General features: G+C 73.8%; 15 protein-coding genes and 1 pseudogene. 7 read left to right on the forward strand and 9 right to left on the reverse strand.

Annotation, left to right across the window (positions count from 1 at the left end; all coding sequences use genetic code 11):
* Positions 1-29: 29 nt before the first annotated feature.
* Positions 30-887 carry a geranyl diphosphate 2-C-methyltransferase gene (locus tag GEV43_RS40380; protein WP_160825866.1) on the reverse strand — a complete coding sequence of 286 codons (858 nt, stop codon included), beginning with the start codon at positions 885-887 and terminating at the stop codon, positions 30-32.
* 632 nt (positions 888-1,519) lie between these two features.
* Between GEV43_RS40380 and pgi the strand changes: the two genes are divergently transcribed.
* A complete protein-coding gene (pgi, locus tag GEV43_RS40385) occupies positions 1,520-3,163 on the forward strand; it encodes a glucose-6-phosphate isomerase (RefSeq protein WP_160825867.1) in 1,644 nt (547 codons plus the stop codon).
* 48 nt (positions 3,164-3,211) lie between these two features.
* On the opposite strand, the gene GEV43_RS40390 is transcribed toward pgi, so the two are convergent.
* From GEV43_RS40390 to GEV43_RS40425, 8 genes are all read right to left on the reverse strand, one after another.
* On the reverse strand, positions 3,212-4,015 hold the full coding sequence (locus GEV43_RS40390) for an alpha/beta fold hydrolase (protein ID WP_160825868.1): 804 nt from the start codon (positions 4,013-4,015) through the stop codon (positions 3,212-3,214).
* 115 nt (positions 4,016-4,130) lie between these two features.
* Complete coding sequence (locus tag GEV43_RS40395) at positions 4,131-4,355, reverse strand: EF-hand domain-containing protein (protein WP_160825869.1); 225 nt, start codon at positions 4,353-4,355, stop codon at positions 4,131-4,133.
* Positions 4,356-4,428: 73 nt separating this feature from the next.
* Complete coding sequence (locus GEV43_RS40400; protein ID WP_160825870.1) at positions 4,429-4,866, reverse strand: hypothetical protein; 438 nt, start codon at positions 4,864-4,866, stop codon at positions 4,429-4,431.
* A 58-nt stretch (positions 4,867-4,924) separates the two neighbouring features.
* A complete protein-coding gene (locus GEV43_RS40405; RefSeq protein WP_206681599.1) occupies positions 4,925-5,497 on the reverse strand; it encodes a sugar isomerase domain-containing protein in 573 nt (190 codons plus the stop codon).
* 162 nt (positions 5,498-5,659) lie between these two features.
* Positions 5,660-6,097: a PTS sugar transporter subunit IIA gene (locus tag GEV43_RS40410; RefSeq protein ID WP_160825871.1), complete on the reverse strand. Its 438-nt coding sequence runs from the start codon at positions 6,095-6,097 to the stop codon at positions 5,660-5,662.
* Positions 6,094-6,396: a PTS sugar transporter subunit IIB gene (locus GEV43_RS40415; protein WP_164717263.1), complete on the reverse strand. Its 303-nt coding sequence runs from the start codon at positions 6,394-6,396 to the stop codon at positions 6,094-6,096. Before GEV43_RS40415 ends, GEV43_RS40410 begins: the two co-directional genes overlap by 4 nt.
* 55 nt (positions 6,397-6,451) lie before the next feature.
* Positions 6,452-7,882 (reverse strand): PTS ascorbate transporter subunit IIC, encoded by a 1,431-nt coding sequence (locus tag GEV43_RS40420; RefSeq protein WP_160825872.1) that lies wholly within the window; start codon positions 7,880-7,882, stop codon positions 6,452-6,454.
* A gap of 15 nt (positions 7,883-7,897) precedes the next feature.
* Complete coding sequence (locus GEV43_RS40425) at positions 7,898-8,701, reverse strand: GntR family transcriptional regulator (RefSeq protein ID WP_206681600.1); 804 nt, start codon at positions 8,699-8,701, stop codon at positions 7,898-7,900.
* A 178-nt stretch (positions 8,702-8,879) separates the two neighbouring features.
* Between GEV43_RS40425 and GEV43_RS52430 the strand changes: the two genes are divergently transcribed.
* The 6 genes and pseudogenes from GEV43_RS52430 to GEV43_RS52440 all read left to right on the forward strand — a co-directional run.
* A complete protein-coding gene (locus tag GEV43_RS52430) occupies positions 8,880-9,230 on the forward strand; it encodes a hypothetical protein (RefSeq protein WP_241684220.1) in 351 nt (116 codons plus the stop codon).
* An 86-nt stretch (positions 9,231-9,316) separates the two neighbouring features.
* A complete protein-coding gene (locus tag GEV43_RS52435) occupies positions 9,317-10,153 on the forward strand; it encodes a hypothetical protein (RefSeq protein ID WP_241684221.1) in 837 nt (278 codons plus the stop codon).
* A gap of 266 nt (positions 10,154-10,419) precedes the next feature.
* Positions 10,420-11,763: an extracellular solute-binding protein gene (locus GEV43_RS40435; RefSeq protein ID WP_160825873.1), complete on the forward strand. Its 1,344-nt coding sequence runs from the start codon at positions 10,420-10,422 to the stop codon at positions 11,761-11,763.
* Entirely contained in the window at positions 11,760-12,713 is a 954-nt protein-coding gene (locus GEV43_RS40440; RefSeq protein WP_160825874.1) for a carbohydrate ABC transporter permease, read from the forward strand. Before GEV43_RS40435 ends, GEV43_RS40440 begins: the two co-directional genes overlap by 4 nt.
* A complete protein-coding gene (locus GEV43_RS40445; protein WP_160825875.1) occupies positions 12,710-13,501 on the forward strand; it encodes a carbohydrate ABC transporter permease in 792 nt (263 codons plus the stop codon). The genes GEV43_RS40440 and GEV43_RS40445 overlap by 4 nt, the downstream gene beginning before the upstream one ends.
* Positions 13,502-13,515: 14 nt before the next feature.
* Positions 13,516-15,744, forward strand: a pseudogene (locus GEV43_RS52440) (sugar-binding protein); the annotation flags it as partial.
* Positions 15,745-15,967: the final 223 nt, after the last annotated feature.

Below are 15,967 nucleotides of genomic sequence, written 5' to 3' on the forward strand. Positions count from 1 at the left end.
GCGGGGCGGCGCGGGGCGGCGCGCTCCGGCTAGGGGCGGTCGGCGACGATCAGCAGGTAGTGGAAGCTGCCCTCGCGGTAGGCGGTGAGGAACGGCCCCTCGATGCCCGTCGCGACGGGGGACTGCTCGCGCAGCTCCCAGTACGGGATGGTCATCGGCGTGAGGTCGATGACCTTGGACGGGACGAGCCCGTTGCCGGCGAGCGCCTCGAAGTAGCGGCCGCGCGGGTGGATGTCGCACAGGTAGTGCTCGTTGATGCGGCGGACCGACTCCGACCGGCCGGTGACATCGTTGTAGCAGCCGGTGACGCACACGTAGCGCCCGCCGGGCCGCAGCAGCCGCGCGAACTCCCGGTACAGGTCGAACAGGTCGACGTACATCGTCGTCTCGTTCGTCCAGACGCCCTGGAACGCGGCGGACGGGAAGCCGGTGTCGAGCATGTTGCGGAAGTGGAACCGGACCCGGTCGGAGCGGCCCCGCTCGGCGGCCCGCTCGTTGGCGAAGCCGACCTGGTACTCCGAGATCGACACCCCGTCGACCTCGCAGCCGAACCGCTCGGCCGCCATGATGCTCGTGCCGCCGCGCCCGGACCCCGCGTCGAGCAGCCGGTCGTCCGCCCCGACCGCGCCGAGCTCGTCGAGGACGAGGTCGGCCTGCGCGGTCTCCAGCCGGTGCATCTCCGCGATGATCCGCTCGTCCCGGGCGGCGCCCGAGCCCTCCAGGACGGCGGGGTCGTACGAGCCGAGCCCGTAGTGGTGGTGGTACAGGCCGTCGACCTCGCCGAGGGCGAGGTTGACGCGGTCCCTCCTCCGGTTGTCCCACCACGCGGCGACGTCTCGCTGGTAGCCGGTGGTGATGACCTGCTCGCGGGTCTGCTGCTCGGACATGTCTCTCCTCGCCGTTCGGAAGGGATCGAGTGGACGCCGGCGGCCGCGGCTCTGCGCCTTTCCCGGTGAATTGTCGGATTTGTGCGGAAAGTCGTTCGGAATGCCGCCGGCCGGTCCGGACCGGCCTCGCGGTCACGAATTCCCGGCGCGGGACCGCCCGGACCACCGTGCGGTCGTGCCTGGCCAGGCGCACGGAAGGGGTGGTCCGGTGCGGACCTCCGCCATTCATCGGGGGTCGCACGAGAATGGTCGCCGATGTCCTCGGAGAGCTTCAAGGGCGGAAAAGGTAGAAGCGCCTTCCGTTCCGGTATCCCAACCGCACTGCCGAATGGGGTGAACATTTCCGTCGCGGCGCGCTAAGGGGGACTCCGCGTCGCGGGCCGCGGATCCGCACGGCGTCCGGGCCGGCGCGCGGCCGTGCGGCGCGATCGCTCCCGGGCCGTCCGGATGTCCCGGCCCGGAACGGGAACACTCCCGTTCTGCGGGGAGCTTTGGTGGAGGAAGCCGCGGCGCGCCTATGATCGCCTGTCGTCGGACGACGACGCGGACGGACAACGCGGACGGGGGAGCCGCCGGCGCTCGCGCGGCACGGCGAGCGGCGGCGGGCGAGGAGATGAGGGGTATGAGGGGCAATGGCTGATATCACCGAGGCGCCCGAGTGGGCGGCGCTGGCCGGTCACCAGACGGCGATGGCGGGGCGGCACCTGCGGGACCTGTTCGCGGAGGACCCCGGGCGGGCCGACCGCATGACCGTGACCGCCGGGGGGCTCCACCTCGACTACTCCAAGCACCGCGTCACGGGGGAGACCCTGGAGCTGCTCGTCGCGCTGGCCGAGCGGGCCGGGCTGCGCGAGCGGATCGACGCGATGTTCTCCGGCGAGCACATCAACGCCAGCGAGGACCGCGCCGTCCTGCACACCGCCCTGCGGCTGCCGCCGGGCGAGGCGCTGACCGTGGACGGGCAGGACGTCGCCGCCGACGTGCACGCCGTCCTCGACCGGATGGCCGTGTTCGCCGAACGGGTCCGCGAGGGCGAGTGGAAGGGCTTCACCGGCGAGCCGATCAGGACCGTCGTCAACATCGGCATCGGCGGCTCGGACCTCGGGCCCGCCATGGCGTACGAGGCGCTGCGCGACTACGCCGACGCCGGGATCTCGTGCCGGTTCGTCTCCAACGTGGACCCGGCCGACATCACCGGCACGCTCGCCGGGCTCGACCCCGCGCGGACGCTGTTCGTCATCAGCTCCAAGACGTTCGGGACGCTGGAGACGCTGACCAACGCCAAGGTCGCGCGCCGGTGGCTGGTCGAGCGGCTCGGCGACGAGGCCGCGGTGTCGCGGCACTTCGTCGCGGTGTCCACCAACGCCGGGCGGGTCGCGGACTTCGGCATCGACACCGCCAACATGTTCGGCTTCTGGGACTGGGTCGGCGGGCGCTACTCCTTCGACGGCGCGATCGGGCTCTCCCTGATGATCGCGATCGGCGGGGAGCGGTTCCGGGAGATGCTCGCCGGGTTCCGCGAGATCGACGAGCACTTCCGCACCGCGCCGTTCGCGGCGAACATGCCGGTGCTGATGGGCCTGCTCGGCGTCTGGTACACCGACTTCTTCGGCGCGCAGACCCGGGCCGTCCTGCCGTACAGCCAGCGCCTCGCGCGGTTCCCCGCCTACCTCCAGCAGCTCACGATGGAGTCGAACGGCAAGTCGGTGCGGGCCGACGGCGCGCCGGTCGTCGCGCAGACCGGCGAGATCTTCTGGGGCGAGCCGGGCACCAACGGCCAGCACGCCTTCTACCAGCTCCTGCACCAGGGCACGCGCCTGGTGCCGAGCGACTTCATCGGCTTCGCCGAGCCGTTCGAGGACGCGGCGGCGGACGGGCCCGGGATGCACGACCTGCTCGCGGCCAACCTGTTCGCGCAGACCTCCGCGCTGGCGTTCGGCAAGACCGCCGAGGAGATCGCCGCCGAGGGGACGCCCGCGGCGGTCGTCCCGCACAAGCTGATGCCGGGCAACCGGCCCACCAGCACGATCCTCGCGCGCAAGCTCACCCCGGCGGTGCTCGGCCAGCTCGTCGCCCTCTACGAGCACATCGTGTTCGTCGAGGGCACCATCTGGGGCATCGACTCCTTCGACCAGTGGGGCGTCGAGCTGGGCAAGGTGATGGCGAACGACCTGACGCCCGCCCTCACCTCCGCGGAGCCCCCGGCGGAGCTGCCCGACCCGTCCACCGCCGCGCTCGTCCGCCGCTACCGCGAGCTGCGGGGCCGCGCCGTCTGACCGCGTCCGGCCCCGCGCGGCACGGTCCGCCCGGGGCCGCGTCCGGGGTCATGTGCGCGGGTTGCGCAGGAAGGCCGAGAACGCGGGGTCGGAGCAGTAGCCGCAGTCCGGGCCGAAGAACCGCGCGCGGGCCTGCGCGTCGTCCATCAGCAGCGCCCGCATCCACGCGGTCGCCACGTCGCGGAAGGCGCCGCCGTCGCCGAGCGGGGTGAGGTGCCCGGCGCCGCGCAGCTCGCCGTAGACGGCGGGGACGTGCCCGGCGGCCTCGTACATCGCGCGGACGTCGGCGGGCGGGACGATGTGGTCGCCCTGCCCCGCGAGGAACAGCGCGGGCGTCCGCAGGACCCGCACATCGGCGTCCGCCGGCTCGATCGGCACGACCGTCGTCACGCGCGGGTCGGCCGCCGCGTTGACCGCGCCGGCGCCGCCCTGCGAGTGGCCCGTCGCGGCGATGTGCCGCAGGTCGACCCGCCCGTGGTACGGGCTCTTCGGATCGGCGTCCCGCGCGGCGAGCAGGTCGATGCCCGCGCGCATCTCCTTGGCCGAGCCCGACATCGGCGTGTTGGCCGCCGCGACGATGAACCCCTGGCTCGCCCAGTGGTGGAGCAGCCCGGCGTAGACGAGGGGGATCGCGAACGTGCCGTTCCCCCACACGATGACGGGATGGCGGACGCCGCCGAGGTCCTTCGGCCGGAACAGCGTGTGCTGCGGCAGCACCTCCACCGCGACCTCGGCCGCCGGGGCCCGCACGTCCGCGCCGGCGGGCGCCGTTCCGACCAGGGCGAACGAGGCGAGGGCCGAGACGAGGCCCGGTACGAGGGCCGAGAGCCAGCGCGCGGACAGCAGGGCCATGGGAGGCTCACCGTGCCTTCCGGGTCACGAGGGTGCCCGGACGATAACCCCGTTCACCGCGCCCGGCAAGGGCCCCGCGCGCGCCGCACCGGGCCGCACCGGCCCGCCTGGCGCGTCAGTCCCGCGCGTCCAGCAGCGTGCGGAACTCGGCGTAGGAGATGAACCCGTCCCGGTTGAGGTCGGCGCGCTCGAACCGGTCCTGCGTCTCGGCCCGCGTCCACGACAGCCCGAGGCTCTCCAGGGCCATCGTGAACTCCATCAGGTCGAGCCTGTCGTCACCGCCGAGGTCGGCCCGCGAGAACACGGTGTGAAGGTCGTCCTTGACGGGGTCGGTGGTCATCTCACTCCCAGACGTGGCGGCGAATGTGCCCGCATCATGCCATATCCGCGCCCCTGTCAGCGTATGGCCGGACTCACTCCCCGCCGGGCTCCACCTGGGGGCCCTCGGCCTGGCCGTGCTGGCCCGACGCCTTCCGCTGCGGCACCGGCGCCGACGGGAACCCGGTGGTCAGATCCTCGCCGCGGATCCGGCCTCCGTCGCGGTCCCGCCCGTCCCGCCGCTCGCGGCCTTCCTCGCGGTCGTCCGCGTCGCCGGCGTCCTCCGACGCGCGGGTGCGGGCGGAGGAGTCGCGGTCGCGGTCGTCGTCGCGTTCCGCCCGGCGGTCCGACGCGACGCGGCGCTCGGCGGCGCGTTCGACGTCGCCGGGCGGGAGCGCCCCGCCGAGGCCGGGCTCGCGCTCGGCCGGGTTGCCGGCCGCGGACGAGCCGGCCTCCGCCGCGCCGGTGTCGATCCTCTGGCCCTGGGGCCCGGACGGCTCCGGGGCCAGGGACTCGTTCTCGTTCTCGCTCATACCGACGCCATGCCCGCCCGAGCGCGCCTCATGCGGCGCACCGGCACCGCGCGGCGGGTCAGGAGCCGGCGGACAGCTCCGGCACGCGGTGCCGGTAGCGGGCCAGCAGCTCCCGGTTGACCGCGTCGCCGCCGGGCACGTTGGCGCTCGTCCAGCGGGGCAGCTCTACGCCGCGCGCGGCGGCGAGGTCGTCCAGGTCGGCCAGCACGCGCGCCCACGCGTACGCGGCGAGGATCGTGGAGACCGCCGCCGTGCGGGGCTCGCCCGCCGGGTGCACGACGTCGCCGGGCGGCACGCAGGTGTCCAGGACGATCGAGGCGTGGTCGGCGAGGCTGGTCTCGGTGCGCGCGGCGGCGCCCCGCGAGGCCCGCGCCGACGTCACCGCGATCACCGGGACGCCCCGGGCCGCGCACTCCTCCGCGATCTCCACCGGGTACGGGTTGCGGCCGCTGGTGGAGAAGACCACCGCCACGTCGGGCGGCGCGGGCGCGGCGGCCTCGGCGACCGCGCGGCCCACCCCGGCCTCCCGCTCGGCGCGGGTGCTGCGCAGCGCGTCGTCCAGCGGCAGGACGCGGGGGTCCCAGATCGGCCGGACCGGGGCGAGGCCCCGGCCCGGTAGAACGTCTCGCACACCATGGCCAGGGAGTGCCCCGCCCCGGCGACGTGCACGATCCCGCCGGCCTCGATCGCGTCCAGCAGCACCGCGGCGGCCTCGCCGATCGCGCCGCCGGACGTGGTGTCGAGGTCGCCGAGCAGGGTCCGCACCCGGCCGGGGAGCTGCTCCCGGGTGGCGTCAGGCATCGGGCAGGGCCTCCTTCAGCGCGTGCTCCAGCCCGTCCGGGCCGGACGCGGCGCGCAGCCGGTCGGCGAGGCCGGCCGACAGCGCGCGGGCCAGGGCGGACAGGGTCCCGACGTGCGCGTCGGGGTCGGGCGTGCAGAACGCCAGCAGCAGGTCGACCGGGTCGTTGTCGGGGTGGCCGAACTCGACCGGCGCCGCCAGCCGCGTCGCGCCGACCCCGACCGCGAGCCCGCCCTCCTCGGGGCGCGCGTGCACGAGGGCGAGGCCCTTGGCGAGCACGATGTACGGCCCGTTCTCCTCGACGACGCGCACGCACGCCTCGGGGTAGCCGGGTCCGGCCGCGCCCGCCTCCACCAGGCCCTCGGCGGCGCGGACGACGGCCTCGCGCCAGCCGTCCGCGGTCACGCCGTCGGCCGCGGTCACCACGGTCACGACAGCCAGCCCTTCTCGGCCAGCCGCTCGCGGAGCTGGGCCTGGAGGCCGTCCTTGTCGAGGAAGTCGCTGATCGTGATCACGATGGGCGCGAGGTCGCCGATCTCGCTGGTGTGCATGCCCTGGCCGATCACCACGTCGGGCGACATGCCGCGGGCGGTGGACACGTCGGTGTTCTCCACCCGGGCCTCCACGCCGAGCCCGCGCAGGGCGTCCTCGGCGGTCATCTTCAGCATCAGGCTGGTGCCCATGCCCACGCCGCAGACGGCGAGGATCTCCAGGGGCCTGTCCAGTGCCATGTCGTTCTCCTTGTCATGGGCGGAACGCCGGATCTCGGAACGTTCCGATCGGTGCTCAGCGGGCCGCGGCGGGCTCGCCCTCGGCCGTGTCGCCCTCGCGCGCCGCCTTGGTCTTGTCGCGGCGTCCGAGGAGCAGCAGGGTGGCGGCGGTCGCGGCGAGCGCCACGACGGGGACCGCCCAGATCGCGTTGCCGCCGACGACCGGCTCGACCGCCTTCAGCAGCCAGGCGATCGCGTACCAGTCGGGGTCGGCGAGGGTGGACAGCTCCGGCGCGGTCTTCTCGTACAGGCCCCAGGTGACGGCCTGCCCGACCGCGAGGACCAGGCCGCTGATCACGCCGCCCAGCAGGGCGCCGCGCCAGCCCGCCACCGCGTTGCCGAACACCCCGGCCGCGCCGCCCACGAAGAACAGCATGATCATGGGCGGGGCCAGCGTGAACCAGCCCGCGCCGGCGAACACCGCGAGGCAGACCAGGAACACGCCCGTCGAGGCCACGAAGCCGACCATGACGGCGGTCGGGGCGGTCGGGAAGATCGTCGGCGCGTCCAGCGCGGGGCGGGTGCCCGGGATCACCCGGTCGCTGAAGCCCTTGAACGCCGGGACGATCTCGCCGAGGAACATCCGGACGCCGTACAGCAGGATCGCGATGCCGCCCGCGAACCGCAGCCCGACCAGGATCGCCCACACCCACGGCGACAGCTTGGCGTCCATCTCGGCGGCGGCCTTGGTCACCACGCCGTTGTCGGCGAACGCGACGGCGGCCAGCATGATCACGGTGATGATCAGCGCGGTGCTGACGTTGACGTCCTTGAAGAACGAGAGCTGGCGCGGCAGCTTCAGCTTCTCGGTGTCGTGCTTGTCGCGGCTGCCGAGCGGCCGGGCCGCGTACCCGGTGATCAGGGCGGTGAGCGAGCTGGTGTGCGCGAAGCCGAAGCGGTCGTCCGGCATCACCCTGCGCATCAGCGGGCGCATCCACAGCGGCTGGAGCGTCCAGTAGGCCGCGACGAAGCCCGCGCCGCACAGCACCAGCGTGAGCTGGTCGGCGTGCGGGTTGATCGTCACCAGCGACGCCACCGTGACGGTGCTGATCCAGAACATCAGGTGCCCGGTCAGGTACAGGTAGCGGGCCGCCGGGAAGAGCCGGACGATCAGCACGTGCACGATGAACGCCACCGCGATGACCAGGGCGATCGTGCCGCCCTGCCGGGTAAGGAAGTCGGTCAGCGTGTGGTCGGCTTTCGGCGGCTCGGTGCCCATCGCGCTGGCCAGCACGGTCTGGAAGCTGGTCAGCCCGCCGCTGAACACCTCGACGCCGATGAACAGGATCACCACGCCGATGGTGGCGCGCAGCGCGCCCGCCAGGGTGTCCTCGAAGCGCTTGCGCTGGAGGATCAGCCCGGCGAGCGTGATCAGCCCGATCAGGATGGGCACCTGGCCGAACACGTTGTCGGCCAGGAAGGTGAGGACGTCCTTGATGATGTCCATGGTTCGGTCACCTCGTTACAGAGTTGCTCTGGGGGGTCCCCCAGGCCCCAGGGCTTCGCCCGGAGAGCGGTCGCAGGGGTGGAACGGCGCGTCAGTGCGGCGGCCGCAGGTCCAGCTCCAGGCGGTACCGGTCCCCCGGTAGAGGGACCTGACGTACTCCAGGGGCTTTCCCCGCTCGTCGCGGGACACCCGTTCGAACAGGAACGCCGGCATGTGCACCGGGACGCCGAGCTCGGCGGCCTCCTCGGCGGTCGTCACCGTCGGCTCGATCGTCTCGGTGCCCGAGGCGATCACGATCCCGCCGGCGCGCAGCAGGTCGTAGAACGAACGGCCCTCCAGGTCCGTCCGGCGCAGCTCGGGGAGCAGCGCCTTCGGCAGGTACAGCGTCTCGATCGCCATCGTGGCGCCGTCCGCCAGCCGGAGCCGCCGAATGGTCAATACCTCTTCGGCGGGGGAGAGGGACAGCCGCCTGCCGATCCGCGCCCCCGCGGGCTCGGTGCGGAACGACAGGACCCGGCCGCCGGCGCGCATCCCGCGGCGCCGCATGTCCTCGGTGAACGAGGTCATGGTCAGCGACACCGCGATCCGGGGTTCGGCCACGTAGGTGCCGCTCCCGTGCCGCCGGTCGAGCAGCCCGTCGGCGACGAGCCCGTCGATCGCCGCTCGCAGCGTCGGGCGGGACACGCCGAGCTCCTCGGCCAGCCTGCGCTCGGACGGCAGGGCGTCCCCCACGCCCAGGCCGTCGAGCATGGACAGGAGCTCCCGGCGCACGGCCTGCCGTTTCGTGCTGGACGATCCGGCCTCGCCGCTGGATTGCACGCCTGTCACCTCCCCTATGCACCGTTCGTGCGTCGGATCACAGTATGTCCCATTCTGGCAACTGGTCAATACCACTTTGTCGAACTTTGCCATGGCGGCCCCGAATCCGGCGGATCTACCGTTTCCGCAGGTCGGCTGAGGGCCGTGCGACGCGGGCGCGGCCAGGAGGGGGGACGGGATGAGGAAGATCGCAGGAGGCGTGGCGGCGCTGGCGCTGCCACTGGTCCTGACCACGGCGCCCGCGAGCGCCGCCGGACCTGGCGGCGGACCGGGCGGCGGGCCGGGGGCGGCGGGCCCCGCGAGGGACGGCTGGCGGCTCGCCGCGGCCGAGTCGTTCGACCGGCGGCTCGACGACGGCCGGGTGGCGTGGAGGCCCGACGGGGACGGTCCCGGCAGCCCCTACGACGTGGACATGTACGACAACGACGGGGCCTACTTCGACGCGGTCGGCGGCCCGGCGTTCCGGCGGCAGCTCGCCTCGGTGAAGACCTACCGCAAGTCGTTCGCCTTCGGGCCAAGGGGTGGCTGACCGCCGAGCTGGCCGCGCGCGACGCCGACGGCGACGGCCGCCCGGACGGAGCGCCCACGCTGACCTCCGGCAAGGGCGTCGCCCGGATGGACGAGCCGTCCCACCACGGCGGCGTCGTGATCCGGTCCACGCGGGCGCTGCCGTCCGAGTACCGCGTGGAGATGACCCTGCGCGGCCTGGACTTCGGCGGGCAGCGCGACGGCTCCTGGGACTACCCGGACGGGAGGGTCAACGGCTACTCGCCCGAGGGCTGCAAGACCAACTTCCCCTGGGCCTCGGGCGGCGACTTCTCCCGGCCCGAATGCTCCTGGGCGGACGTCCGCACCGACTCCAACGGCTTCTACTACATGTCGATCATGGATTACGGGCGGCCCGCGCCGCACAACAACATCTTCATCCACGGCCACCGCAAGGTCGCGATGGACGGCTACAACCGCTACAAGTACGCGGGCACGGGCCTGAGGTACTGCGACCCGGCGACCGGGAGGTACGAGCCGTACCAGGCGGGCACGGGCAACGGCGTCAACGCGATCTTCATGACCGACGACCGCCGGTACCCGGCGATGCCCGGCACCGAGTACCTGATGCCGAGCGAGTGCGGCTTCGCGAAGGGCGGCGCGATCGTCTCCCAGGTGGACCTGAGGCCCGAGCTGCTCCCGAAGGAGCCCTACCGCTTCGCGATCGAGCGGCGGGACGGCGCGTACACGATGGAGATGTCGGGCGAGTTCGCGCACGTGGGCAAGGCGACGTACCGCTACACCCGCGGGTTCGTACAGGACGGCGAGCCGATCTGGCACTACAACCAGAGGCCCGGCGAGTACGACGGCCGCTTCAACGGCGACTGGACGTGGCGGGGCCGGGCGGCACCGTCACCGACAAGGACACCTGGCCCGCCGGGTCGGCCTACCCCGACCACTTCATGATCGGCGACCCGCACACCAACTTCTACGAGGGCAGGGCGGAGGTGGACGACGTCCGCCTCTACGTCCCCTCGCGCAGGTAGCGCCCGTCCGCTCCGGAGCGGCCCGGTCCCCGTGCGGGGCCAGGCCGCGCGCGGCTTCGGACAAGATCTGATCACGGGACGGTGGGGGAGGTGTGACCGGGCGCGGGGATGGAAACGCGTGCACCTGAGCGCTTGTGCGGTCGCGCGGTCGCCGCGAGCGAGCCCCCTGCGGAAGGAGCCGTGACGATGCTGGGACCGTTCGGGAGAGTCCTCGGCGCCGCGGTCGCGGTCGCGTTGGCCGCCGGCTGCGCGCCGGGCTCGGACGACGAGCCCGCGGGCGGGAAGGCCGGCGCGGTCTCCACGGACGTGGCGAAGGCCGGGAAGGTGACGCTGACCGTCTGGGACCAGGAGGTCCAGGGCGGGCAGCGCGAGCAGATCGAGAAGCTCAACGCCGGGTTCCAGGCCAAGTACCCGAACGTGCGGATCGAACGGGTCTCGCGGTCGTTCACCGACCTCCAGAAGACGCTGCGGCTCGCGCTGTCGGGGAGCGACCCGCCCGACGTCGTCCAGGCCAACCAGGGGTACGCGGCGATGGGGCAGTTCGTGAAGGCGGGCATGCTCCTCAAGCTGGACGGCTACGACCGGGCGTACCGATGGAGCGCCCGCTACCCGAAGGGGCTGCTCGCCCTCAACAGCGTCGGCGGCGGCGGGAGGACGATCGGCGGCGGCGACCTGTACGGGATGTCGCTGAACGGGGAGATCATCGGCCTCTACTACAACCGCGACAAGCTCGCGAGACTCGGCCTCCGGCCGCCGAGGACGTGGGCGGAGTTCGAGAACGCGCTCGGCACCGCCAAGAGCAGGGGCGAGCTGCCGATCGCGTTCGGCAACCAGGAGAAGCTGCCCGCGATCCAGGTCTACGGCGTGATCCAGGACCGGCTCGCCGGGAAGGACGCGGTGCGGTCGCTGGTGTTCGGCCGCGGCGGCTCCTGGACCGACGCCCCGAACGTCCAGGCCGCGCAGCGGCTCGCCGACTGGGCCCGGCGCGGCTACCTGAACGCCGACGCCAACGCCGTGAAGTGGGACGACACCCCCGTCGACTTCGCGAAGGGGCGGGGCGTCTTCATGATCGGCGGCAACTGGTGGGCCGCGGACCTGAAGGCGAAGATGGGCGACCGGGCCGGGTTCATGGTGCCGCCGCCCGTGCGGGAGGGCGCGCCGCCGGTGACGATGGGCGGCGAGTCGCTGCCGTTCTCGATCACGTCCAAGTCCAGGCACCCGGACGTCGCGGCGGCCTACATCGACTACCTGACCTCGCCCGACGCGATGAACGTCGCGGTCGCCACCGGCAACCTGCCCGCGCTGAAGGCGTCCGCCCGTCCCGAGGGCGCGCTGCCCAAGGACATCGCGGCGGCGTGGGAGGCGCTGAGCGCCGCCGACGGCATCACCCCCTACCTGGACTACGCGACGCCCGGCCTGGCCGACACGTTCGGCGGGCCGCTCCAGGCGCTCATCGCGGGGAAGACCACCGCGCCCAAGGCCGCCGCGGCGGCGCAGCGCGACTACGAAGAATTCCTGAAGAAGAAGTGAGGGCGCTCCCGACGCGGGGCCGGCCGCCCCGGGACCGGTCGGCGCGGGGCGGCGGCGGACGGCCGCCGGGCGCGCCCCGCAACGTCGGCTGGCTGTATGTGGCGCCCGCCCTCGCCGTGTACGCGGTGTTCCTGCTGTGGCCGCTGGTCCGGGGCTTCTGGTTCTCGCTGTACGACTGGGACGGCCTCAGCGAGGGCACGTGGGCGGGCCTGTCGAACTACGCCAAGACGCTGTCGGACCCGTCCCTGCGCGCCTCGTTCGGGCACGCGCTCGTCCTGGTCGTGTTCTACGCGGTGATCCCGTGCCTGATCGCGTTCGTCCTGGTCGCGGTGGTCTCGCGGACGCGGGTGCGGGGCCTCGCGCTGTTCCGGACGGTGCTGTTCCTGCCGCAGGTCGTCGCGATGGTCGCCGTGGCGGTCGCCTGGCAGTGGGTGTACTCGGCGGACGGCCCGGTCAACGGCGTGCTGCGGGCCCTGCACCGGCTCGGCCTCCCGGACTGGTCGCGGGGCTGGCTCGGCGACTTCTCGTTCGCGCTCCCGGCGGTGGGCCTCGTCGGGACGTGGGTGGAGACCGGGCTCGCGATGACCCTGTTCCTCGCCGGCGTGCAGAAGATCCCGCGCGAGCTGTACGAGGCGGCGCGGATCGACGGCGCGGGGCCGTTCCGGGAGTTCCTCGCGGTCACGCTGCCCGGCCTGCGGCGCGAGCTGGCCGTCGCGCTGACGCTGACGGCGGTCGCCGCGCTGAGGAACTTCGACCTGGTGTACGTGACGACGAAGGGCGGGCCGGGCGAGGCGACGAAGGTCCCCGCCTACGAGGTCTACAACCGGGCGTTCAACACCGGCGAGGTCGGGCTGGCGTGCGCGATCGGCGTCACGCTCGCGGTGCTGGTGTTCGCGGTGACCGCGGGCGTCGGCCGGCTCGCCGAGGGGCGCGGGGAGGCCCGCCCGTGATCTCCGCGCGCGAACGCCTCGCCAACCACGCGATCCTGGTCGTGTTCGCGGTGATCGCCCTGTTCCCGATGGTGGGCGTGGTCGCGCGGGCGCTCAGCCTCCCGGACCTCGACGTGTCCGCGTTCGCGGACGCCTGGACCGACGGGCACTTCGCCACGTACATGCGCAACAGCCTCATCGTCACGGCCGCCACGGTGACCGCCGGGACGCTGCTGTCGATCATGGCGGGCTACGCGCTCGGGACGCTGGCGTTCCGCGGGGCGGGCGCGCTGTTCCTGCTGTTGCTCGCGGGCCTGTCGATCCCGACCGAGGCGGTCGTCATCCCCCTGTACTTCGACCTGCGGTCGGCGGGCCTGGACAACACCTACGCCGGGGTGGTCCTCCCGCAGACCGCGCAGTCGGTCGCGTTCGGCGCGTTCTGGATGCGGGCCTACTTCCGCAGCGTGCCGCGCTCGCTGCTGGAGGCGGCGCGGATGGACGGCGCGTCGAGCTGGACGACGCTGTGGCGGGTGCTCGTGCCGATGGGCCGTCCCGCGATCCTCACCATGATCGTGCTGACGACGATGTGGACGTGGAACGAGTTCCTCATCCCGCTGGTGATCCTCAACGCCGACGACGGGGTGCGCACCGCGCCGCTCGGCCTGTCGTTCTTCCAGGGCGGGCACCAGACCGACTACACGCTGCTGATGGCGGGCGCGTTGATCGTCGCCGCGCCGGTCGTGGTGGTGTACCTGTTCCTGCAACGCCACTTCATCGCCGGAATGCTGTCGGGGGCCATCAAGGAGTGACAGGAGCCCTGCCCATGAAGCGACACGCACGAGGTAGGCCGCGCCTCCTCGCCCTGCCCGTCGCGGCCGCCGTCCTCGCGGGCCTCCTCGCCGCGCCGCCCGCGCCGCCCGCGCGCGCCGCCGGACCGCCCGCGCACGCCCCCGCCGGACGGCTCGACGTGCTGTTCGTCGGCGCGCACCCCGACGACGAGGCGGGCTCGCTGTCCACCCTCGGGCAGTGGAACGAGGACGCGGGCGCGAAGATCGGCGTCCTCACCGTGACGCGCGGCGAGGGCGGCGGGAACGCGGCGGGCGACGAGGAGGGCCCGCCGCTCGGGCTGCTGCGCGAGGACGAGGAGCGCCGCGCGGTCGCGAAGGCGGGCGTGGCGGACGTCCACTACCTCGACGAGGTCGACTTCTTCTACACCGTCAGCGCGCCGCTGACCGCCCGGACGTGGGACCACGCGAGCACGCTGGAGAAGGTCGTGCGGCTCGTCCGCGAGACCAGGCCGAAGGTGATCGTCACGATGGAGCCCGCGCCGCTGCCCGGCCAGCACGGCAACCACCAGGAGGCGGCGCGGCTGGCGACCGAGGCGTACTTCGCCGCCGCCGACCCGCGCGTCCTGCCGGGCGTGCGGCCGTGGGCGCCCGGACGGCTGTTCGCCACCGGCGGCGCGTCGGGACCGGACGGTCCCGCGTGCGCGTCGTCGTTCACGCCCGCCGACCCGAGCGCCGTCGTGTACGGCGTGTGGGGCGGCCGGGCGTCGGCCCGCAACGGCGGGAGAACGTGGGCGCAGGTCGAGCGCGAGGCGCAGCGGGTGTACGCGAGCCAGGGGTGGGCCGGGTTCCCGGACGCGCCGTCCGACCCGGGCGGGATCGGCTGCGACTACTTCACGCAGGTGCACTCCCGCGTCCCGTTCACGCTCGGCGGCCGGGGCGCGGGCGCGATGCTGGAGGGCGCGGTCGCGCCGTCCGGCGGGCTCCCGTCCGGGACGGAGTTCTCGCTCGCTCCCCGGTCGTTCGGGGTGACGGCGGGGCGGGCGTTCGAGGTGACCGCGCGCGTCCGCTCGCCGGGGACCCTGCCGAACGCCCGCGTCACGCTGCACGCGCCGGACGGCTGGAAGGTCGGCGGCTCCGGCGACCTCGGCACGGTGCGGAACGGGGCACGGACGGCCGCGTTCACCGTCGAGCCGCCGCGCGGCGCGCCGTTCGGGCGCGTCCGGCTGGAGGGGACGCTCCGCACCGCGCGCGGGGCCGCGCAGGCCGCGTCGCCCGTGGAGGTGAGGGCGGCGGTCACGGGCGTCCAGGAGCCGCTGGAGCGCGTGGCGGACTTCGACGCGTGGGCGTCCAGGACCGGCGTCCCGGCCCTGGAGGACCGGGTGAAACGCGTCCTCACCCTGGGCTCCGGGCAGTCGCGCCGCGTCAGGATCGACCTGGCCGAGACGACCGGCGCGCCGCAGAAGGGGACGGTCGCGCTCGACCTGCCGGACGGCTTCGCCGCCGACGCGCCGTCCAAGCCGTACGAGCTGAAGGCCGGAGGGACCGGGTCGGTCGCGTTCACGGTGACCAACACCGACGCCTCGATCCCGACATCGAACGAGGGCGGCGCCGGAGGCGACCACGACTACACGATCACCACGGCGAACGGCACGGGCCCGCCCGACCGGCGGAAGGCCGCGCTGGAGCTCGTCCCCGTCGCCGAGCTGCCGAAGGCCGCCGAAGCGCCGGAGACGGACGGCGTGGAGGACCCCGGCGAGTACCCCGGCAGGGCCCTCGACCTGTCGCGCGTCTGGGAGGGCGCGGCGTGCGGCTCGGCCGCCGACTGCTCCGCCACCGGCAAGGCGACCTGGACGGACCGCGCCCTGCACGTCCTCGTGCGCGTCCGCGACGACGCGCGCGGGACGGTGCTGCCCGCCGCCGACTGCAAGCGGCACTGGCGCACCGACTCCGTCGAGATCGCGATCGACCCGCGCGGCGGCTCGGAGAACACCTCCACGACGTTCAAGGCCGGGATCTTCCCCGCGATGGCGGACGGCCGCCCGTGCTTCGAGCGCGACGCCGACCACCACCAGGGGCCCGGCCCCGGGACCGCGCCGGGAATGAAGGTCGCCTCGGCCGTGACCGAGCCGTACACCGGCTACACCGTCGAGGCGGAGATCCCGTTCACGGTGCTGCCCGCCGCCGTCGACCCCGCGCGGATGGGCCTGGACCTGTTCGTGTACGACTCCGACACGCGCGACAAGACCGGCCAGACGCGCATCGGCTGGTCGACGTGGGGCGGCGTGCAGGGCGACCCGTACCGGTGGGGCCTCGCGACGCTGCCCGGCCACGTCCCGCCGCCCGGGACGCCGCCCACCGCGCCGCCGCCGGTGATGCCGACGGACGCGGCGGCGTCGGTGGACTCGCCGCTGTCGATCGTCCAGGCCGCGGCGACGGGGATCCCGCTCGCGGGCGGGCCGGCCGCTCCGCCGTGGGCCACCGCGCGGC

Origin of the sequence: Actinomadura sp. J1-007 (assembly GCF_009793335.1) — a bacterium.
GTDB classification, from domain to species: domain Bacteria; phylum Actinomycetota; class Actinomycetes; order Streptosporangiales; family Streptosporangiaceae; genus Spirillospora; species Spirillospora yumaensis.